The organism is Ochrobactrum sp. PL_is483 (assembly GCF_055816855.1).
The window spans coordinates 126,730-146,184 of sequence record NZ_JBVPGS010000032.1 but is presented as its reverse complement, the minus strand read 5'-3'; the positions used below and the strand labels follow the sequence as shown (position 1 = coordinate 146,184).

Sequence of the window (19,455 nt, the reverse complement as noted above, 5' to 3'; positions counted from 1 at the left end):
AGCAGTTTCCGCATTTGGATCGAAAATGCTCCGGCGCATTTTTTTCTTTGCTGTTCCGTTAATATGTATATACATTATCTCAAAACAGGGGAAGCGAGAAAACGCTCATGCTCAAGAATTCAAGCACCGTTTTCACCAACGCGCGCATCGCGACGCTGGAGGAAAATGCCGTAAATCTCGGATTGATCGAACAGGCGGCACTTGCCGTCAAAGACGGCACGATCGTCTATGTCGGGCCTGAAAAGGCGCTGCCGGGTGAATATGCTTCCTTCGACAGAATAGATTGCGGCAACCGGCTCATCACGCCGGGCCTGGTCGATTGCCACACGCATCTCGTTCATGCGGGCAATCGCGCACACGAGTTTGAACTGCGTCTCAACGGCGCAACCTATGAGGAAGTCGCCCGGGCCGGTGGCGGCATTGTTTCCTCGGTGAAAAACCTGCGCGCCGCCAGCGAAGACGATCTGGTGCGCCAAACCCTGCCGCGTCTCGACGCGCTGATTGCTGAGGGTGTCACCACGGTCGAGGTCAAATCCGGTTACGGTCTTGACCGCGACAGCGAAATCAAGTCGCTCAAAGCTGCCCGTCGTCTTGGCGAAGAGCGCGACGTGGCAATCCGCACGACCTTCCTCGGTGCGCACGCCCTGCCGCCGGAAATGAACGGCGACAAGGCCGCCTATATCGACCGCATCATCGATGACATGCTGCCCGCCATTGCCGCTGAGGGGCTGGCCGATGCGGTTGATGGTTTCTGCGAAGGCATTGCCTTCCTGCCCGATGAAATCGCTCGCGTGTTCGATGCGGCCAAGACGCATAATATCCCGGTCAAGCTTCACGCCGATCAGTTGTCCAACCTGCACGGTGCAGCACTTGCCGCTTCCTATGGCGCGCTTTCAGCCGACCATCTGGAATATACGGATGCCGATGGCGCTGCCGCCATGGCCAAGGCCGGAACTGTGGCTGTGCTGCTGCCCGGTGCCTATTACTTCATTCGCGAAACGCAAAAGCCGCCGGTCGAAGCCTTCCGCGCGGCAGGCACCAAGATGGCGCTTGCCACCGACAACAATCCCGGCACTTCGCCGCTGACTTCGCTGCTGCTGACCATGAACATGGGCGCAACGCTTTTCCGCATGACAGTGGATGAATGCATCGCAGGTGTCACCCGCGAGGCGGCACGCGCTCTCGGTCTTCTCGATCAAACTGGCACGCTCGAAATCGGCAAGGATGCCGACCTTGCCATATGGGACGTCGAACGCCCCGCTGAACTTGTCTACCGCATCGGCTTCAATCCGCTGTGGAAGCGGGTTTTCAAGGGCCGGATCTAATTCGTCTGCAACGGAGCATTTTCATGACCATCATTCTCAAGCCCGGTTCTGTCCCGCTCGAAACGCTGGAGACTATCTATCGTAAGGCCGTTCCGGTGCGCATCGACCCGGCCTTTCACGTCGGTGTCGAAAAAGCGGCAGCGCGCATTGCGGAAATCGCGGCAGGCGACGAGCCGGTCTACGGCATCAATACCGGCTTCGGAAAACTCGCCTCGATCCGCATTGCGGCAGGCGATGTCGCCACGCTCCAGCGCAATCTGATCCTGTCGCATTGCTGCGGCGTCGGCGAACCGCTGTCGGAAGACATCGTGCGTCTCATCATGGCGCTGAAACTGATCTCACTCGGTCGCGGTGCATCCGGCGTGCGGCTTGAAGTCATCACTCTCATCGAAGACATGCTGGAAAAAGGCGTGATCCCGATGATCCCGGAAAAGGGCTCTGTCGGCGCTTCGGGCGACCTTGCGCCGCTCGCCCACATGACCGCCGCCATGATCGGCGAAGGCGAAGCCTTTTATAAGGGCGAGCGTCTGTCGGGCGCGAAGGCGCTGGAAAAGGCCGGACTGAAACCGGTCGTGCTTGCCGCCAAGGAAGGGCTGGCGCTGATCAACGGCACCCAGACCTCCACCGCCTTGGCGCTGGCTGGCCTCTTCCGTGCCCATCGTGCGGCGCAGACGGCGCTCATCACTGGCGCGCTCTCAACCGATGCCGCCATGGGATCGGATGCGCCTTTCCACGAGGAAATCCACACACTCCGCGGCCATAAGGGCCAGATCGATGCGGGTCGCGCATTGCGCGGCCTGCTCGAAGGTTCCGTCATCCGCCAGAGCCATCTTGAAGGCGACCAGCGCGTGCAGGACCCCTATTGCATCCGCTGCCAGCCGCAAGTCGATGGCGCTTGCCTCGATATTCTGCGGCAAGCGGCGCGCACGTTGGAAATCGAAGCCAATGCCGTCACCGACAACCCGCTCGTGCTTTCGGACGGTCGCGCCGTATCGGGCGGCAATTTCCATGCCGAACCTGTCGCCTTCGCTGCCGATCAGATCGCGCTTGCCGTCTGCGAAATCGGCGCAATCTCACAGCGCCGCATCGCGCTTCTGGTCGACCCGGCTTTGTCGTTTGGCCTTCCGGCATTCCTCGCGCGCAAGCCGGGGCTCAATTCCGGCCTCATGATCGCAGAAGTCACTTCCGCCGCGCTGATGAGCGAAAACAAGCAGATGGCGCATCCGGCTTCCGTCGATTCCACCCCCACCTCGGCCAATCAGGAAGACCATGTGTCCATGGCCTGCCATGGCGCACGCCGTCTTCTCCAAATGACCGCCAATCTCAACGCCATCATCGGCATCGAGGCACTGACCGGCGCGCTCGGCGTGGAGTTGCGCGAGCCGCTGACCACCAGCCCGGAACTTGGCAAGGTCATCGCGGCGCTGCGCGGCCGCGTGCCGACGCTGGAAGAAGATCGCTACATGGCCGACGATCTCAAGGCCGCTGCCGAACTGGTAGCCGATGGCACGCTTTCAAGCGTTGTTTCCGCTGGCATCCTGCCCGATCTGGAGGCGTGAAATGAGCGCCTTTGAAAGCCGTCAGGGCACGTCGCCTGTCATTCTCGGCCTCCCGCACACCGGAACCGATGTGCCGGACGACATTCTTGCGCGCCTCAACGATAACGGCAAAATCCTTGCCGATACTGACTGGCACATTCACCGGCTCTACGATGGCCTGCTTGACGATGCGACCACGGTGCGCGCCACCTTCCATCGCTATTGCATTGACGCCAATCGCGATCCGGCAGGCGTCAGTCTCTATCCCGGCCAGAACACCACGACGCTGATCCCCGAAACCGACTTTGATGGCGTTGCCATCTGGAAGGACGGCGAAGCGCCGACCGAAGCCGATATTGCCGACCGCATCGCCCGTTTCCACAAGCCCTATCACGACGCGCTTGCCGCCGAAATCGAGCGCGTCAAGGCGATCCATGGCGTCGCCATTCTCTATGACTGCCATTCGATCCGGTCCCACATCCCTTTCCTGTTCGAAGGCAAGCTGCCGGATTTCAACATCGGCACGGATATGGGCAAGACTTGCGCGCCCGCCGTCGAAGCCGCCGCTGTCGAGATAACGGGACAGGCTGAAGGCTACACGTCGATCCTCAATGGCCGCTTCAAGGGCGGCTGGACCACGCGCCATTACGGCAAGCCGGAGAGCGGCGTCCACGCCATCCAGATGGAGCTTGCCCAGTCCACGCATCTGGCCACCGAAGCAGTTCCCTTCGCCTATGACGAGGCCAAGGCGGACAAGCTTCGCGTACATCTCAAATCCCTTTTGCAGCAGCTCGAACAGCTGGCACCCAAATTAATTTCCTGAGGAGAACATCATGTCCAATCCACGCCATAACGAGCGCGAAGTGCGCGCTCCACGCGGCAACGAACTCAATGCAAAAAGCTGGCTGACCGAAGCGCCGCTTCGCATGTTGATGAACAACCTCGACCCCGATGTGGCCGAGCGCCCGCATGAGCTGGTCGTTTATGGCGGCATCGGTCGCGCTGCCCGCACCTGGGATGATTTCGACCGCATCGTCGCGACCCTCAAGACGCTGAACGAAGACGAAACCCTGCTGGTGCAGTCGGGTAAGCCCGTCGGCGTGTTCCGCACCCACAAGGATGCGCCCCGTGTCCTGATCGCCAATTCCAACCTCGTGCCGCATTGGGCGACCTGGGATCACTTCAACGAACTGGATAAGAAGGGTCTTGCCATGTATGGCCAGATGACCGCCGGTTCGTGGATCTATATCGGCGCGCAGGGCATCGTCCAGGGCACATACGAGACCTTCGTGGAAGCCGGTCGCCAGCATTATGACGGCAACCTCAAGGGCAAGTGGATTTTGACCGGCGGTCTTGGGGGCATGGGCGGCGCGCAGCCTCTTGCAGCCGTCATGGCCGGTGCCTGCTGCCTTGCGGTTGAATGCGACGAAACCCGCGCCGATTTCCGCCTCCGCACCCGTTATGTCGATGAAAAGACCCACAGCCTCGACGAAGCGCTGGCCAAGATCGATGAGTGGACCAAGGCAGGCGAGGCAAAGTCCATTGCGCTCATCGGCAATGCGGCTGAAATATTCCCGGAACTCGTCAAGCGCGGCGTGCGTCCCGACATCGTCACCGACCAGACTTCCGCTCACGATCCGGTGCATGGCTATCTGCCGATCGGCTGGACAGTCGCCGAATGGCGCGCCAAGCAGGAAAGCGATCCGAAGGCCGTCGCCAAGGCCGCCCGCGCCTCGATGAAGGTGCAGGTTCAGGCCATGCTCGATTTCTGGAATGCAGGCATTCCGACCGTTGATTACGGCAACAATATCCGCCAGATGGCGCTGGAAGAAGGTCTGGAAAACGCCTTCGACTTCCCGGGCTTCGTTCCCGCCTATATCCGCCCGCTCTTCTGCCGCGGCATCGGGCCTTTCCGCTGGGCTGCCCTTTCAGGCGATCCGGAAGATATTGCAAAGACCGACGCCAAGGTGAAGGAGCTTCTGCCGGACAACAAGCATCTGCACAACTGGCTCGACATGGCGAAGGAACGCATCGAGTTCCAGGGCCTGCCCGCACGCATCTGCTGGGTCGGCCTCGGCGACCGTCACCGCCTCGGCCTCGCCTTCAACGAAATGGTCAGGAATGGCGAACTGAAAGCGCCGGTCGTGATCGGTCGCGACCATCTCGACAGCGGCTCCGTCGCCTCGCCCAACCGCGAAACCGAGGCTATGAAGGACGGCTCGGATGCCGTCTCCGACTGGCCGCTGCTCAATGCGTTGCTCAACACGGCTTCCGGCGCGACATGGGTGTCGCTGCATCACGGCGGCGGCGTGGGCATGGGCTTCAGCCAGCATTCGGGCATGGTCATCTGCTGCGACGGCACCGAAGATGCCGACCAGCGCATCGGTCGCGTGTTGTGGAACGACCCTGCAACGGGGGTCATGCGTCATGCCGATGCGGGCTACGACATAGCGCTCGACTGGGCAAAGCAGCAAGGTCTGCGCCTGCCCGGCATCCTCGGCAACTAACGCTGAATACCAAAGGCGACCCTCTCGCGGGGGTCGCCTTTTTCATTGAAAAACCATGCATACAGGGGAATAACATGACAGATACCACACTTGGCCGCAACGAGAGCTCTCGCGGCCCTGCTGCCTTGAAACTGGTGCTATACAGTTTCATAGGTATCTTCTTCTTTTTCGTGCCCGTTACCATCGGCGGCAAATCCACCATTCTGCTCGACCATGCAGCCACCGCCGTAGCGACCCAGCTTCGCCCATTCGCGCTGGCCTTTGTGTGCCTGCTGATCGCCTATGGCGCATTTGCGCCCTTCATCACCGGAAAGTGGAAAGCCAACCTCACCGAGACGATCTTCTCGGTCCTGCGCGTCGTTGGCTTTGTGCTGGCCTGCATGTATCTGGCCGGTGTGGGCCCTGCCGCCCTTTTCACGCCCGACATGCTGCCGTTCCTGTTCGACAAGCTCGTCCTGTCGGTCGGACTCATCGTCCCTATCGGTGCGCTAGCGCTTGCCTTTCTCATCGGCTACGGCCTGCTCGAATTTACCGGCGTCATCGTCCAGCCGATCATGCGCCCGATCTGGCGCACGCCGGGCTGGTCGGCCATCGACGCCGTCGCTTCTTTCGTCGGCAGCTATTCGCTTGCGCTCCTGATTACCGACCGCGTTTATAAGGAAGGCAAATATACCGCTCGGGAAGCGGCTATCATCGCCACCGGCTTTTCCACGGTTTCCGCCACGTTCATGATCATCGTCGCCAAGACGCTCGGCCTGATGGATGCCTGGAACCTTTATTTCTGGTCCACTTTCTTCGTCACGTTCATCGTGTCGGCCATCACCGCCCGCCTGTGGCCGCTGAGCCGCATGGATCATCCGGGCGACCGCGATACCCCGCTGCCCGCTGGCAAGGGCCGCATTCAAACGGCAATCGAAACCGGCATCCAGCAGGCACAGAGCGCGCCGAAGCTTCTTCCGCTTCTGTGGGCTACTTTCCTTGATGGCCTGCGCATGGCGGCGATGATCTTGCCGAGCATCATGGCCGTTGGCCTTCTCGGCCTGCTTGCCTCCAAATACACGCCGATCTTCGACGTTCTGGGCCTCGCCCTCTACCCGTTCACCTGGATCGCGCAACTGGCCGACCCGATGCTCGCCGCAAAATCCATGGCCTCCGGCCTTGCCGAAATGTTCCTGCCCGCCATCCTGCTGAAAGACGCCGATGTCGTCCTGAAATTCGTGGCCGCTGTGGTTTCGGTCAGCCAGGTCCTGTTCCTGTCGGCTTCGATCCCTTGCGTGCTGGCAACATCGATCCCGTTGAAGTTCCGCGACCTGATCGTGATCTGGTATATCCGCACCGCGCTCAGCATCCTGTTCACGGCGCCGATTGCGTTCTGGGCAGCGTCCAAGGGATGGCTCGGCTGATGCTCTCTCTCCTGAAGGCAGACAACCACCGCCGCATGCCGTGGAAAAACGGCGGCGGCGTCACGGTCGAAATCGCCATTCACCCACAAGGCGCGTCAGTCGATGATTTCGACTGGCGCATCTCCACGGCAACAGTGGCCAGCGACGGCCCCTTTTCCGTCTTTCCCGGCATCGACCGCACATTGTCGGTGCTGGAGGGGGACGGCATCGTGCTTGATGTCGAGGGGGAGGAAACGAAACTCACCCGCGAAAGTGCACCGCTGGCTTTCGCCGCCGACTCCCGTTCCAGCGCGCGTCTGACCGGATCTGCCATTACCGACCTCAATGTCATGACACGGCGCGGCCGTTTTACCCATAGGGTCAGCCGCCTGCCTGTCGATGACACCACATTGGTTGTGGCCGATGGAAACCCGGCGCTTCTTTTCTGCGCCGAAGGCCAGCTCGACCTGACTTCGGATGGTGAGGCAATTCGTCTGGAGAAACTGGACTGCGCGGTTTTCGCAAACTGCAATGCCATGCCCCTGACGATCAAGGGCAAGGGAACGGCATTTCTGATCTCGATCATTGCAGCCTGATCAGAGCCCGTCGCAGCGGCCGGATGGGCCGCACGAAAAATATTCCCTTAAAACATTGGGTAGCATATTAAAGGGTCGCGACTTGTGTCGCGGCCCTTTCACGTCAGGACTCATCCCACATGGCCGTTTCAGCAGAAGAACTTGAAAACCGCATCGTTTATGTCAACGGCGAATATGTTACCGCCCGCGATGCCCGCATTTCCATTTTCGACCGTGGCTTTCTCTTCGGCGACGGCATTTACGAAGTCACCGCCGTTCTGGAAGGCAAGCTCATCGACAGCGAACCGCATATGACACGCCTGCGCCGCTCGACCGGCGAGATCGGCATTCCCATGCCGATGAGCGTGGATGAGATCGCCGCTGTTGAGCGCGAATTGATCCGCCGCAACAATCTGACTGAAGGTCTGGTCTATCTGCAAGTGACGCGCGGCGACGGACGCGACCGGGATTTTGTGCCTGCAAAGGACATGAAGCCATCGGTTGTTCTGTTCACACAGGAAACCGGCTTGCTCGACAAGCCGGTGCTGAAGACCGGCGCGCGCGTGCTTTCGCTCGAAGATCTGCGCTGGAAGCGCCGCGACATCAAGACTGTCTGCCTGCTGCCGCAGGCGCTCGCCAAGGAAATCGCCAAGAATGCCGGTTGCGATGAAGCATGGATGATCGAGGACGGCTACGTGACCGAAGGCGCATCGTCCACCGCCTATATCGTGACCAGGGATGATGTCGTCGTCACGCGCCCTAACAGCAATTCCATCCTGCCCGGCTGCACGCGGCGCTCGCTTCTGCAACTGATCGCAGAGACCGGCATGAAGCTGGAAGAGCGCCTCTTCACCATTGATGAAGCCTATGCTGCAAAGGAAGCTTTCCTCACCAGCGCAGGCACATTCGTCACGCCGATCACTGTCATCGATGAAAAGACCATCGGCGATGGAAAGCCCGGCCCGATCGCCCAACGCCTGCGCGAAATCTATCTCGATCACGCACGCCGTACGGCAATCTGAAGCAAGATGCGCCTTTTCCCTCGCTCCTCAGCCTGAGCTTGTCGAAGGATCGAAGGAGAGAGGGAAAACCTACTGTGGCCTGCCCTCTTCCTTCGACAAGCTCAGGATGAGGGACAAGCGCCGAAGTGCCTCAGCGTTTTTGATTGTAGACGTCGATACACACCGCTCCGAGAAGAACAATTCCCTTGATGACCTGCTGGTAATCGATGCCGATGCCGAGGATCGACATGCCGTTGTTCATCACGCCCATGATCAGCGCGCCGATCACCGCACCCGTCACACGGCCCACGCCGCCATAGGCCGAGGCACCGCCGATGAAGCAGGCCGCGATCACGTCCAGCTCAAAGCCGATACCGGCCTTGGGCGTCGCCGTGTTGAGGCGCGCTGCAAAGACCAGACCGGCGAGTGCTGCCAGCACACCCATATTGACGAATGCGAGGAAGGTCAGCCGCTCGGTCTTCACGCCGGAAAGCTTGGCGGCATGGCGGTTTCCGCCCACTGCATATATCTGCCGTCCAAGGACGGTGCGATTGGTCAGAAACGCATAGGCCGCAATCAGAACCGCCATGATGATGAGCACGTTCGGCAAGCCGCGATGCATGGAAATCAACAGCGACAGATAGGCAATCGCGGCAAAGAACAGGATGTTCTTGATGACGAACAGTCCAAAGGGTTCCGTTTCCACCTCATGGGCGATATGGCGCTGGCGGGATTTCACATTCTGCCAGATCATGAAACCTGCAAGCAGCACGCCGATGATGAGCGATGTCAGATAGACACCGCCGGTCGTACCGATGATTTCGGGAATGAAGCCGGACGACAGTTTCTGGAACACCACCGGAAACGGCCCGACCGATTGTCCGCCCAGCACGGCCAGCATCAGGCCCTTGAAGACCAGCATGCCCGCCAGCGTGACGATGAAGGACGGAATATTGAAATAGGCGACCCAGAAACCCTGTATCGCGCCGATGAGCCCGCCCACCAGCAGGCAGAGAATTGCCGCGATGGGAAAAGGTACGCCGAGCTTCACCATCATGACCGCGGCAAGTGCACCGATAAAGCCGCAGACCGAGCCGACGGAAAGATCGATATGGCCGGTGACGATGATGAGAAGCATCCCCAATGCCATGATGACGATATAGCTGTTCTGCAGCACCAGATTGGTGAGGTTCAGCGGCTTCATCAGCACGCCGCCCGTCACGATCTGGAAAAAGATCATGATCGCGACCAGCGAGAGCAGCATGCCGGATTCGCGCAGATTATTCTTGAGATAGCGCCCCACGCTGCTCGCCGGAGCCTTCGACTCGCTGCTTCCGATGATGTTCTCGCTCATTGCCGTTTTCCCTTGTTCCGCATGATGGCGCGCATGATATTTTCCTGCGTTGCTTCCTCCCCGGCGACTTCGCCGACGAAAGCGCCTTCATGCATGACGACGATGCGGTCGCAGATGCCGATCAGTTCCGGCATTTCCGAAGAAATGACGACCACGCCCTTGCCGCTGTCAGCCAGTGAATTGATGATTGTGTAAATGTCGTATTTCGCGCCGACATCGATGCCGCGTGTCGGCTCGTCGAGGATCAGCACGTCCGGGCCGGTGAAGAGCCATTTCGACAGCACCACCTTCTGCTGGTTGCCGCCTGAAAGCGTGCCGGTTTCCTGATAGACGTTGTGGCAGCGAATGCTCATCTGCTCGCGATAGGAATTCGCGATCTTCATTTCGCGAATATCGTCGATGACGCCTTTCGGGCTGACGCCGCGCAAGTGCGCGAGCGAGATGTTGCGCGAAATGTTCTCGCCCAGAACGAGGCCAAGCTTCTTGCGGTCCTCAGTCACATAGGCAAGCCCAGCCTTGATCGCCCGCGCCACGGTGGAAATATCCGCCTGCTTGCCGTTGATGCGCGCCTCGCCGCTGATATTCGTGCCCCACGAACGCCCGAAAAGGCTCATGGCGAATTCCGTGCGGCCCGCGCCCATCAATCCGGCAATGCCGACGATCTCGCCCGCCCGCACCTTGAACGAGACGTTCTTGACCGAGTGCCGCTCCGGATGCAGCGGATGATAGACCGACCAGTTATCGACTTCAAAGATCACGTCACCGATCTTGGGATCGCGCTTGGGGTAGCGGCTCTCCAGATCGCGATCCACCATCTTTCGAATAATGTCGTCTTCCTCAACCTCTCCCGCATGGCAATCAAGCGTTGCCACCGCCTTGCCATCGCGCAGCACCGTGATCTTGTCGGCGACTTCGCGGATTTCGTTGAGCTTGTGCGAAATGAGGATCGACGTGATGCCCTGTGCGCGAAACTCCCGCAGAAGCGCCAGCAATGCCGCGCTGTCGGTCTCGTTGAGGCTCGCGGTCGGTTCATCGAGGATCAGTAGCCGCACGCGCTTCGATAATGCCTTGGCGATTTCGACAAGCTGCTGCTTGCCCACGCCGATATCCGTGACGAGCGTATCGGGCTGCTCCAACAGGCCAACCTTCTGCAAAAGCTCACGGGTGCGCTTGTGCACCGTGCTGCGGTCGATGACGCCATAGCTGGCGGGCGGATTGACGAGGAAAATGTTCTCGGCAATCGTCATCAGCGGTATGAGCGCCAGCTCCTGATGGATGATGACGATACCGAGCGCTTCGGAATCGTTGATGTCGCGAAACTGCCGTTCCTCGCCGTCAAAGAAGATCGATCCTTCGTAGCTGCCATGCGGATAGACACCCGACAGAACCTTCATCAAGGTCGACTTGCCCGCTCCGTTCTCACCCACAAAGGCGTGAATCTCGCCCGGCATTACGGTGAAATTGACATCGCTCAGCGCTTTGACAACCCCGAAGGATTTGCTGATGCCGCGCATTTCCAGAAGCGGCTTGCCGGTGATTTCCGACTGGCCGTCAGGCTGCTCGCGCAGGACAGGATTGGCTAGGTTCATCGCTCGCTCCCAATACAAATTCTGCAACCATTGCCCGTGCAAGAAAGACAACGCTGTCAACCGCCAAGCCTACCCCAGCCGAAAGGCTGGGGAGTTTGGGGCAATGGCTTGCAGAAGGCGCCGGGCATATCCTCCGATGCGCCCGGAACAGAAATTACTGGATCTGGTCTTCCTTGTAGTAACCGCTATCGACCAGAACCTGCTTCCAGTTCGACTTGTCGACGATCACCGGCTTGAGCAGATAGGACGGCACGACCTTGACGCCATTGTCATAGGTCTTGGTGTCGTTGACTTCCGGCTCCTTGCCGCTCATCAGCGCATCGACCATGTCGACCGTGACCTTGGCGAGTTCACGGGTATCCTTGAAGATGGTCGAATTCTGCTCACCGGCAAGGATCGACTTCACCGAAGGCACTTCCGCATCCTGACCGGAGACAACCGGCATCGGCATGTCGCCGCTGCCATAGCCTACACCCTTGAGCGACGACAGGATACCGATGGAAATGCCGTCATAGGGCGAGAGGACCGCATCGAGCTTCTTGTCGGCATAATAGGCGGAAAGGATCGAATCCATGCGAGCCTGGGCGGTAGCGCCGTCCCAGCGCAGCGTCGCCACCTTGTCCATGCCGGTCTGGCCGCTGGCGATCACCACCTTGCCGCTATCGATATAAGGCTGCAGCACCGACATCGCGCCGTTGTAGAAGAAATATGCGTTGTTATCGTCCGGCGAGCCGCCGAAAAGCTCGATATTGAACGGGCCCGGCTTGTTCTTCAGGTCCAGAGCCTTTTCGATGGACTGTGCCTGCAGCACGCCGACCTGGAAATTGTCGAAGGTCGCATAGTAATCGACATTCGGCGTATCGCGGATCAGGCGATCATAGGCGATGACCTTGATGCCTGCGTCATGTGCCTTGGCCAGAACATCGGAAAGCGTCGTGCCGTCGATGGATGCCACGACGAGAACCTTGGCGCCCTTGGTCACCATGTTCTCGATCTGCGCAAGCTGGTTCGGCACATCGTCTTCGGCATATTGAAGATCGGTCTGGTAGCCGCGTTCCTTCAACACCTTGACCATGTTGTCGCCATCGGCAATCCAGCGCGCCGAAGACTTCGTCGGCATGGCGACGGCGACAAGACCCTTGTCTTCCGCATGCGCCAGACCGCTAAAGGCAAGCGCGGCCATCGCGACTGCCAGTGTTAGAGATTTCATGCCTGCCATTGTCTCACTCCCAAATTGGGACAGGTTTGCGCCTGTCGTTCTCCCAAAATTTCCGCCCCCACCTTCCGGCCACGCGGAATTCCTCCAAAAAACAAGATGCTTTAAACTTTCGTTTTTACGCATGTCTTTGTCCCAAAACCGGTTCTCACTTTTGGGAGACATGCTCTAGCCCGCGATCTTGTCCCATGCCTCAACCGCACGCTGCGCGCGTTCACGCACGTCAGCGACCGTCAAACCAGCTTTGTACAGACTGGAACCAAGTCCGAAACAGCTCACGCCCGCTGCCCGATAGGACGCAAAATCCGCTTCGGAAACACCGCCAACGGCGCCGACCGGAATATCCTTTGGCAAGACGGCGCATACCGCCTTGATGCCGTCAGCACCCAGCACACTTGCCGGGAAGAACTTCAGCGCCGATGCGCCCGCCCGGATCGCTGAAAAGGCTTCCGTCGGCGTGAACACGCCCGGCATCGTCACCATGCCGTGCTGGCTTGCGCGGCGAATGACATCCGGCTCGACGTTCGGGCTGACCAGCAACCTGCCGCCAACATCATTGAGACGGTCCACATCTTCGACGCTCAGCACCGTTCCCGCACCAATCAGCACATTGGCAGGCGCGAGCTTCGCGGCCTTCTCGATTGACACGAACGGTTCCGGCGAATTGAGCGGGATTTCAATTGCCTCGAAACCCATCTCGATCAGGGCGCTGACAATCGCCTCGGTTTCCTGCCAGCGAATGCCGCGCAGGATCGCGACCAGCGGATAGCGCAATTTCGGCCATGCGATGCGGTCGCTCATTGCGCAGTTCCTCCGAAAGCGTGCCGTGCAGCCATGAACAGCCCATCACGCACCAGTTCATCTGCCGCCACGCGCCGGACCGTCAAGCCGCCGATTTCAAGGGCACTCCCGTAGAGCGCGCCCATCGTGTCGTCCGAGAGGAGCAGCACTTCTCCGGGTCCGCCGTAAAGCGTGCGCCCGCCCGCAACTTCCAGCCCGATCAGCAGGCCGGACAAACGGGCAAGCTGGTCGGTCGGCTTGCGATCATGCACGAGCCAGCCTGCGCGAATGGAGAAAAGCGCGTTGGAAATCAGCGCCGGATTTTCGAGCGACGCCCTGACCCCCGCTGCGAAAGCCGCGCCATGCGGATCCACCCCGCCCGCACCTTCCAGCGCACCGGCCAGCACAGACTTGTCCTTCAAAAGAGCGAACATTTCACCGGTCATGAAGGTCCGGTAGTCGGCAAGACCGCCAGCGGCAATCCGCACCCATTTGGCATGAGTGCCGGGCATGACGACAACGGCATCATGCGTTCCGCGATGCACGAGGCCGAGCAGTTTTGTCTCCTCGCCGCGCATCACATCGGGCGATGCCTCGTCCTGCCGGGCAACGCCCGGCAGCATGATGACGTGGCGGCGCGCAGGCACGCGCACCGCAGCCTTCACAATACCGTCCAGCCCGGCGGGAAGACTCATATAGGGAGCCTCGATCCAGCCAGTCCGCGAACCGGCCATGCCGCAGATCACCACCGGCAGATCATCCGGCGCACTGAGCGAAGCAAGGTGCCGTTCGAGCGTCGGCTCAAAACCGGCTTCCTTTGCCTGCAACAGCCCATCGTCGCCGCGGCTTTCGCCCAGCACATTGCCATCGGCATCCAGCGTCCAGAGGCGGAACCGGGTGGTGCCCCAGTCCGCTACGGCTGCAAATGGCTTTTTATCGATAGCCATCCGGGTCGGCCTTAGTGGTTGTCTCGCGGCAGGCCGCGCGTATGGGCGATGTCCTGATACTTGACCGCATTTTCCAGAACCGCGCCGGTTTCCATCTGGCCGACAACCGCACGCTGGATTTCCTGCCACGGCGTCTGGCTTTCCGGATATTTATAGCCGCCAGCCGCTTCCAAAGCCTTGCGGCGCTCGGCCAGTTCCTCATCGGAAATCAGGATATCCGCCGTACCGCGACCGAGATCGATGCGCACGCGGTCGCCGGTCTTGAGAATGGCCAGACCGCCGCCCGCCGCCGCTTCCGGCGAGGCGTTGAGGATCGACGGCGAACCCGAAGTGCCCGACTGGCGACCATCGCCAATGCAAGGCAGCGACGTAACGCCCTTCTTCAAGAGATAATCCGGCGCGCGCATGTTGACGACTTCTGCCGCACCCGGATAGCCGATGGGACCGGCACCGCGCATGAACAGCACCGTATGCTCGTCGATTTCCAGCGACGGATCGTCGATACGGTGATGGTAATCCTCCGGTCCGTCGAACACGACCGCCTTGCCTTCAAAGGCGTTCGGGTCCTTGTCGTCGGACAGATAGCGATTGCGGAACTCGTCCGAAATGACGCTGAGCTTCATGATCGCCGACGAGAACAGATTGCCGCGCAGCACGCGGAAACCGGCATGCTTCTTCAATGGCTGGTCGTAGGTCTTGATGACATTGCCGTCTTCGATGGTCGCGTTCTTGCAGTTCTCGCCAATGGTCTTGCCGTTGACGGTCAGCGCATCCTCATTGATGAGGCCCTGCCCCATCAGCTGATTGACGACAGCCGGTACACCGCCAGCATGGTAATAGTCCTCGCCGAGATATTCACCGGCAGGCTGGAGATTGACCAGAAGCGGGATTTCCTCGCCATATTTCTGCCAGTCATCAACCGTCAGCTCCACGCCGACATGGCGCGCCAGAGCGTTCAGGTGGATCGGCGCATTGGTCGAGCCGCCAATGGCGGAATTGACGCGGATCGCATTGACGAAGGCATCCTTGGTCAGAATGTCCGACGGCTTCAAGTCTTCATGAACCATTTCCACAATGCGGCGTCCCGTCAGATAAGCCACTTCCTGACGGTCGCGGTATGGCGCCGGAATGGCGGCGGAACCGGGAAGCTGCATGCCGAGCGCTTCGGCGAGCGAGTTCATCGTCGTGGCCGTACCCATCGTGTTGCAATAGCCGGTGGACGGAGCCGAGGACGCAACGAGCTTGACGAAGCCCTGATAGTCGATCTCGCCCTTGGCGAGCAGTTCGCGCGCCTTCCAGACGATGGTGCCCGACCCCGTGCGCTCACCACGGAACCAGCCATTGAGCATCGGACCGACCGAAAGGGCGATGGCCGGAATATTGACGGTTGCCGCCGCCATCAGGCAGGCAGGCGTGGTCTTGTCACAGCCGATTGTCAGCACGACGCCATCCAGCGGGTAGCCGTAGAGCACTTCCACGAGGCCGAGATAGGCCAGATTGCGGTCAAGCCCCGCGGTCGGGCGCTTGCCGGTTTCCTGAATTGGATGCACCGGAAATTCGATGACGATGCCGCCAGCCTCGCGGACGCCTTCACGCACGCGCTTGGCCAGTTCCAGGTGATGGCGGTTGCAAGGCGAGAGATCGGAACCCGTCTGCGCAATGCCGATAATCGGGCGACCGGACTGCAACTCTTCCTGGCTCAGGCCGTAATTCATGTAGCGCTCCAGATAGAGCGCGGTCATGTCGACATTATCGGGATTGTCGAACCAGGCGCGCGAGCGGAGCTTCGGTGTTTTCGGAGAGACGGGCTTGTTCATTTCATTGTCCTGCATGGGTAAGAGACCAGAAAGCGGTCTCGATTCCTTCGACGCCGATCCTTAAAATCAGATCGATATTCCAAATGTTTGGTTCATCGCGCATCTTGTCCGAAAACCGTTTCACACTTTTCGGGATGCGCTTTAATCTTCAAAAGCTTCGACGACATGCCGCTTTCCGAGCAGAAACGCATCGGCCACATGGGTCAGCGGAGCGAGATCGACATCCGAACGCCCCGCGCCGATCAATTGCACGAAACGCTTGTAAAGTCGTTGATACTCACGGTCAGGCTCGGCCATCTTCTCGGCCCCGGCGACGGTCAGGCGGCTGCCGCCATGGCTGAGCAGAACCGTGCCCTTGTCCGTCTCGACACGAATATCCCAGGTCTGCGGGCCGGTTTGCCGCCAGTCCAGCTCAAACGAAACCGGTATGCCGCTTTCCGTCTGGAACTTGAGGTCAGCGGCAATGGGCGCCGCGCGATTTTCTGGAAAGTACAGATCGGATTGGGTCAGGAAAAAGCGTTCCGGCAGAATATGCGTCACGATGGAAAGCGCATTGATGCCCGGATCGAACACACCGAGCCCACCCGGCTCCCATATCCATTGCTGGCCGGGGTGCCAGTGGCGCACATCTTCCTTCCATATGACCGATACCGAGCGGATTTCCGCATCTTTCAGGAATTCCTGCGCCGGTTCGACCGCCGCCGCTTCCCGCGAATGCCACGTGGCATAGAGCGTAACGCCTTCCGCTTCAGCGAGCCGCTCCAGCGCCTGCACTTCGGAAATGGTCGCGCCGGGAGGCTTCTCCAGCATCACATGCTTGCGCGCCTTCAAGGCTGCATAGGCTTGGGCGAAGCGGCCTTGCGGCGGCGTGCAGAGCGACACCGCGTCAATGGCGATGTCGCTGTCCAAAAGCGCATCGATATCGTGAAAGGACGGCATTCCGTCCAGCCCGGCATTGCGGCTGGCGATGGCTTTCAGCTCGATGCCATGGACGGCCTCGATGGACGGCAGATGCTGGTCGCGCGCGATCTTGCCGAGACCGACGATTGCAAGCGCGATGTTGGATTGTGTGGCCATTTCACAGCGCCTTCACGACAACGTCTTCGGCGGCTGCCTGCGCCAGCCTGTTGACCAGCGGATAACGGAACGGCTTGGCGGAAATCTCGAACTGGTCGCCAGTTTGCGTCTTCACGCCTTCCGAGAAGGACAGGGTTGCCGTGCCGAAGAAGTGGACGTGAATATCGCCCGGACGGCGGAACAGTTCATATTTGAAATGATGATGTTCCAGATTGGCAATCGTGTGCGACATGTTCGCTTCGCCCGACAGGAACGGCTTTTCAAAAATGATCTCATTGCCGCGACGAATGCGCGACACGCCTTCCACATGATCCGGCAGCGCGCCCACATAAAGTTCCGGCCCGAGCGCCGCCTGCCGCAGCTTGGAATGGGCAAGCCAGAGATAGTTCTGCTTTTCGGTCACATGGTCGGAAAACTCGTTGGCAAGGCAGAAGCCGAGCCGGAACGGCGTACCATCCGGGCCGATCAGGTAGATACCCGCCAGTTCTGGTTCCTCGCCGCCATCTTCGGCGAAGGACGGCGAAACCAGTTCGCCGCCGGTTGCCACCAGCGCCGACCCGTCGCCCTTGTAGAACCATTCGGGCTGCACGCCGGTCTCGCCCGGCTTCGGCTTGCCGCCCTCGACGCCCATCAGGAACATGCGCATGGAATCGGTCGGCTTTTCAGCCGCCTGCGCGGCCTTGTGCATCTTGTCGCGGCCATCGGCGGAACCCAGATGCGTCAAGCCCGTACCGGCCACGATCAGATGCGCCGGATCGGCATGCGTGATCGGCAGGCCAACGCGACCCGCAGCAAGCGCGGCTTCTATGTCGACGGCTTCGCCCTTGCCACTCTGCGCCACCTGTTCTTCAAGGCTGATGCCCGCGGCAATTGCCGCCGAGGCCAGTTCATAGGTCGTTGCCACGCCCTTGACGACATGCGCCGCTCCCTCGTCATTGCAGGCAGCCACACGCATTTCTCCGCTTTCATCGCGGAACTGGACCAGACGTAACATTAAACCTCCCATTTTCCGCATTACCCTTTGCGGAACTCACCCCGACCGCTTGAAAACACCCGAAGGCGCCTATTCACGGTTCGCGTTATTAATATGACTATTTTGCTGCGACCTGCTTTGTCAAGCAAGCAGACGCCCCCACATGCAACGTTCAGAAAAACGGCTCGACCAGCCTTGCGGCAAGCCTTTGTTTCATATTCATAAATTTAGATATTGCCCGTTTGTCGCACCGGCATTTTATTGCGAAATATCGAAAGGCGCTTGCCATAAAGTAATATTATATGCTTCATAAATACGAAGGCCGGGAGGGCCTTTTATTGGGAGGAACGATCATGAAACGCAGTCTGGCGGCCCTGACGGCCGCACTATCGCTTGCCCTGATTTCGAGCGCATCCGCCGCATCGCTGACGGTCGGCTTTTCGCAGATCGGCTCGGAATCGGGCTGGCGCGCCGCAGAAACGGCCCTGACCAAGCAGGAAGCCGAAAAGCGCGGCTATACGCTGAAATTCGCCGACGCCCAGCAGAAGCAGGAAAACCAGATCAAGGCCGTTCGCGGCTTCATCGCCCAAGGGGTTGATGCGATCCTGATCGCGCCGGTCGTCTCCACCGGCTGGGACGCCGTCTTGAAGGAAGCAAAGGAAGCGGAAATTCCGGTCGTCCTGCTCGACCGCCAGATCGATTCCCCGGAAGACCTTTACCTCACCGCCGTCACCTCCGATCAGGTGCATGAAGGCAAGGTCGCCGGTGACTGGCTGGTGAAGGATGTGGGTGACAAGCCGTGCAACGTGGTCGAGCTTCAGGGCACCACCGGCTCCTCGCCCGCCATCAACCGCAAGAAGGGTTTCGAGGACGCGATCAAGGGCCACGACAACATCAAGATCACCCGTTCGCAGACCGGTGACTTCACCCGCACCAAGGGCAAGGAAGTCATGGAAAGCTTCATCAAGGCCGAAGGCGGCGGCAAGAATATCTGCGCCGTCTATGCCCATAATGACGACATGGCCGTCGGCGCCATTCAGGCCATCAAGGAAGCCGGGCTGAAGCCTGGCACCGAGATCAAGATCGTGTCGATCGACTCCGTGCCGGATATCTTCCAGGCCATGGCCAATGGCGAAGCCAATGCGTCGGTCGAACTGACGCCGAACATGGCAGGCCCGGCCTTCGACGCCATTGAAGCCTTCAAGGAAAAGGGCACCGTTCCGCCGAAATGGATCCAGACGGAATCGAAGCTCTACACGCAGGCTGACGATCCCAAAGCCGTCTACGAAGCCAAGAAGGGTCTCGGCTACTGATCCGCGTCATCCGGGCCGTTCTCGGCCCGGATATCCCATTTGCCGAATATCCCATTTGCCC

General features: G+C 59.9%; 16 protein-coding genes. 8 read left to right on the top strand and 8 right to left on the bottom strand.

The window, feature by feature from the left end; genetic code table 11:
- The first annotated feature begins 107 nt into the window (after nucleotides 1-107).
- The 7 genes from hutI (at nucleotide 108) to AC0TNJ_RS09235 (ending at nucleotide 8,349) form a co-directional block, all read left to right on the top strand.
- Nucleotides 108-1,325, top strand: coding sequence for an imidazolonepropionase (gene hutI, locus AC0TNJ_RS09265; protein WP_473770919.1), 1,218 nt, complete (start codon nucleotides 108-110; stop codon nucleotides 1,323-1,325).
- Between the two features lie 23 nt (nucleotides 1,326-1,348).
- The gene (hutH, locus tag AC0TNJ_RS09260; RefSeq protein WP_473770918.1) at nucleotides 1,349-2,884 is read left to right on the top strand and encodes a histidine ammonia-lyase; all 1,536 of its coding nucleotides are present in this window, start codon (nucleotides 1,349-1,351) and stop codon (nucleotides 2,882-2,884) included.
- Nucleotide 2,885: 1 nt separating this feature from the next.
- Nucleotides 2,886-3,686, top strand: coding sequence for an N-formylglutamate deformylase (hutG, locus tag AC0TNJ_RS09255; protein WP_473770917.1), 801 nt, complete (start codon nucleotides 2,886-2,888; stop codon nucleotides 3,684-3,686).
- Nucleotides 3,687-3,696: 10 nt separating this feature from the next.
- Nucleotides 3,697-5,370 carry a urocanate hydratase gene (gene hutU / locus AC0TNJ_RS09250; protein WP_473769736.1) on the top strand — a complete coding sequence of 558 codons (1,674 nt, stop codon included), beginning with the start codon at nucleotides 3,697-3,699 and terminating at the stop codon, nucleotides 5,368-5,370.
- A gap of 74 nt (nucleotides 5,371-5,444) precedes the next feature.
- Nucleotides 5,445-6,773 carry a YjiH family protein gene (locus tag AC0TNJ_RS09245; RefSeq protein ID WP_122001381.1) on the top strand — a complete coding sequence of 443 codons (1,329 nt, stop codon included), beginning with the start codon at nucleotides 5,445-5,447 and terminating at the stop codon, nucleotides 6,771-6,773.
- On the top strand, nucleotides 6,773-7,348 hold the full coding sequence (locus AC0TNJ_RS09240) for a HutD/Ves family protein (protein ID WP_473770916.1): 576 nt from the start codon (nucleotides 6,773-6,775) through the stop codon (nucleotides 7,346-7,348). The genes AC0TNJ_RS09245 and AC0TNJ_RS09240 overlap by 1 nt, the downstream gene beginning before the upstream one ends.
- Nucleotides 7,349-7,467: 119 nt before the next feature.
- On the top strand, nucleotides 7,468-8,349 hold the full coding sequence (locus tag AC0TNJ_RS09235) for a D-amino-acid transaminase (RefSeq protein ID WP_473770915.1): 882 nt from the start codon (nucleotides 7,468-7,470) through the stop codon (nucleotides 8,347-8,349).
- Between the two features lie 130 nt (nucleotides 8,350-8,479).
- On the opposite strand, the gene mmsB is transcribed toward AC0TNJ_RS09235, so the two are convergent.
- The 8 genes from mmsB to araD1 all read right to left on the bottom strand — a co-directional run bounded on the left by mmsB (nucleotide 8,480) and on the right by araD1 (nucleotide 18,102).
- Nucleotides 8,480-9,682: a multiple monosaccharide ABC transporter permease gene (gene mmsB / locus AC0TNJ_RS09230; RefSeq protein ID WP_473770914.1), complete on the bottom strand. Its 1,203-nt coding sequence runs from the start codon at nucleotides 9,680-9,682 to the stop codon at nucleotides 8,480-8,482.
- A complete protein-coding gene (gene mmsA / locus AC0TNJ_RS09225; RefSeq protein ID WP_473770913.1) occupies nucleotides 9,679-11,271 on the bottom strand; it encodes a multiple monosaccharide ABC transporter ATP-binding protein in 1,593 nt (530 codons plus the stop codon). Before mmsA ends, mmsB begins: the two co-directional genes overlap by 4 nt.
- A 154-nt stretch (nucleotides 11,272-11,425) precedes the next feature.
- Complete coding sequence (chvE, locus tag AC0TNJ_RS09220) at nucleotides 11,426-12,490, bottom strand: multiple monosaccharide ABC transporter substrate-binding protein (RefSeq protein WP_122001385.1); 1,065 nt, start codon at nucleotides 12,488-12,490, stop codon at nucleotides 11,426-11,428.
- Between the two features lie 165 nt (nucleotides 12,491-12,655).
- Complete coding sequence (locus AC0TNJ_RS09215; protein WP_473770912.1) at nucleotides 12,656-13,288, bottom strand: 2-dehydro-3-deoxy-6-phosphogalactonate aldolase; 633 nt, start codon at nucleotides 13,286-13,288, stop codon at nucleotides 12,656-12,658.
- On the bottom strand, nucleotides 13,285-14,214 hold the full coding sequence (locus tag AC0TNJ_RS09210; RefSeq protein ID WP_473770911.1) for a 2-dehydro-3-deoxygalactonokinase: 930 nt from the start codon (nucleotides 14,212-14,214) through the stop codon (nucleotides 13,285-13,287). The genes AC0TNJ_RS09215 and AC0TNJ_RS09210 overlap by 4 nt, the downstream gene beginning before the upstream one ends.
- 11 nt (nucleotides 14,215-14,225) lie before the next feature.
- Nucleotides 14,226-16,031 (bottom strand): IlvD/Edd family dehydratase, encoded by a 1,806-nt coding sequence (locus AC0TNJ_RS09205; RefSeq protein WP_121985887.1) that lies wholly within the window; start codon nucleotides 16,029-16,031, stop codon nucleotides 14,226-14,228.
- Between the two features lie 141 nt (nucleotides 16,032-16,172).
- Nucleotides 16,173-17,108, bottom strand: coding sequence for a Gfo/Idh/MocA family protein (locus AC0TNJ_RS09200; protein WP_473770910.1), 936 nt, complete (start codon nucleotides 17,106-17,108; stop codon nucleotides 16,173-16,175).
- 1 nt (nucleotide 17,109) lies between these two features.
- The gene (gene araD1, locus AC0TNJ_RS09195) at nucleotides 17,110-18,102 is read right to left on the bottom strand and encodes an AraD1 family protein (protein ID WP_473770909.1); all 993 of its coding nucleotides are present in this window, start codon (nucleotides 18,100-18,102) and stop codon (nucleotides 17,110-17,112) included.
- Between the two features lie 332 nt (nucleotides 18,103-18,434).
- Here araD1 and ytfQ point away from each other — a divergent pair, with 332 nt between their 5' ends.
- Nucleotides 18,435-19,394 (top strand): galactofuranose ABC transporter, galactofuranose-binding protein YtfQ, encoded by a 960-nt coding sequence (gene ytfQ, locus AC0TNJ_RS09190; protein WP_122001391.1) that lies wholly within the window; start codon nucleotides 18,435-18,437, stop codon nucleotides 19,392-19,394.
- Nucleotides 19,395-19,455: the final 61 nt, after the last annotated feature.

Coding starts and splice junctions, on each gene's coding strand:
- hutI (WP_473770919.1), top strand. CDS start 108: ATGCTCAAGAATTCAAGCACCGTTTTCACCAACGCGCGCATCGCGACG.
- hutH (WP_473770918.1), top strand. CDS start 1,349: ATGACCATCATTCTCAAGCCCGGTTCTGTCCCGCTCGAAACGCTGGAG.
- hutG (WP_473770917.1), top strand. CDS start 2,886: ATGAGCGCCTTTGAAAGCCGTCAGGGCACGTCGCCTGTCATTCTCGGC.
- hutU (WP_473769736.1), top strand. CDS start 3,697: ATGTCCAATCCACGCCATAACGAGCGCGAAGTGCGCGCTCCACGCGGC.
- AC0TNJ_RS09245 (WP_122001381.1), top strand. CDS start 5,445: ATGACAGATACCACACTTGGCCGCAACGAGAGCTCTCGCGGCCCTGCT.
- AC0TNJ_RS09240 (WP_473770916.1), top strand. CDS start 6,773: ATGCTCTCTCTCCTGAAGGCAGACAACCACCGCCGCATGCCGTGGAAA.
- AC0TNJ_RS09235 (WP_473770915.1), top strand. CDS start 7,468: ATGGCCGTTTCAGCAGAAGAACTTGAAAACCGCATCGTTTATGTCAAC.
- mmsB (WP_473770914.1), bottom strand. CDS start 9,682: ATGAGCGAGAACATCATCGGAAGCAGCGAGTCGAAGGCTCCGGCGAGC.
- mmsA (WP_473770913.1), bottom strand. CDS start 11,271: ATGAACCTAGCCAATCCTGTCCTGCGCGAGCAGCCTGACGGCCAGTCG.
- chvE (WP_122001385.1), bottom strand. CDS start 12,490: ATGGCAGGCATGAAATCTCTAACACTGGCAGTCGCGATGGCCGCGCTT.
- AC0TNJ_RS09215 (WP_473770912.1), bottom strand. CDS start 13,288: ATGAGCGACCGCATCGCATGGCCGAAATTGCGCTATCCGCTGGTCGCG.
- AC0TNJ_RS09210 (WP_473770911.1), bottom strand. CDS start 14,214: ATGGCTATCGATAAAAAGCCATTTGCAGCCGTAGCGGACTGGGGCACC.
- AC0TNJ_RS09205 (WP_121985887.1), bottom strand. CDS start 16,031: ATGAACAAGCCCGTCTCTCCGAAAACACCGAAGCTCCGCTCGCGCGCC.
- AC0TNJ_RS09200 (WP_473770910.1), bottom strand. CDS start 17,108: ATGGCCACACAATCCAACATCGCGCTTGCAATCGTCGGTCTCGGCAAG.
- araD1 (WP_473770909.1), bottom strand. CDS start 18,102: ATGTTACGTCTGGTCCAGTTCCGCGATGAAAGCGGAGAAATGCGTGTG.
- ytfQ (WP_122001391.1), top strand. CDS start 18,435: ATGAAACGCAGTCTGGCGGCCCTGACGGCCGCACTATCGCTTGCCCTG.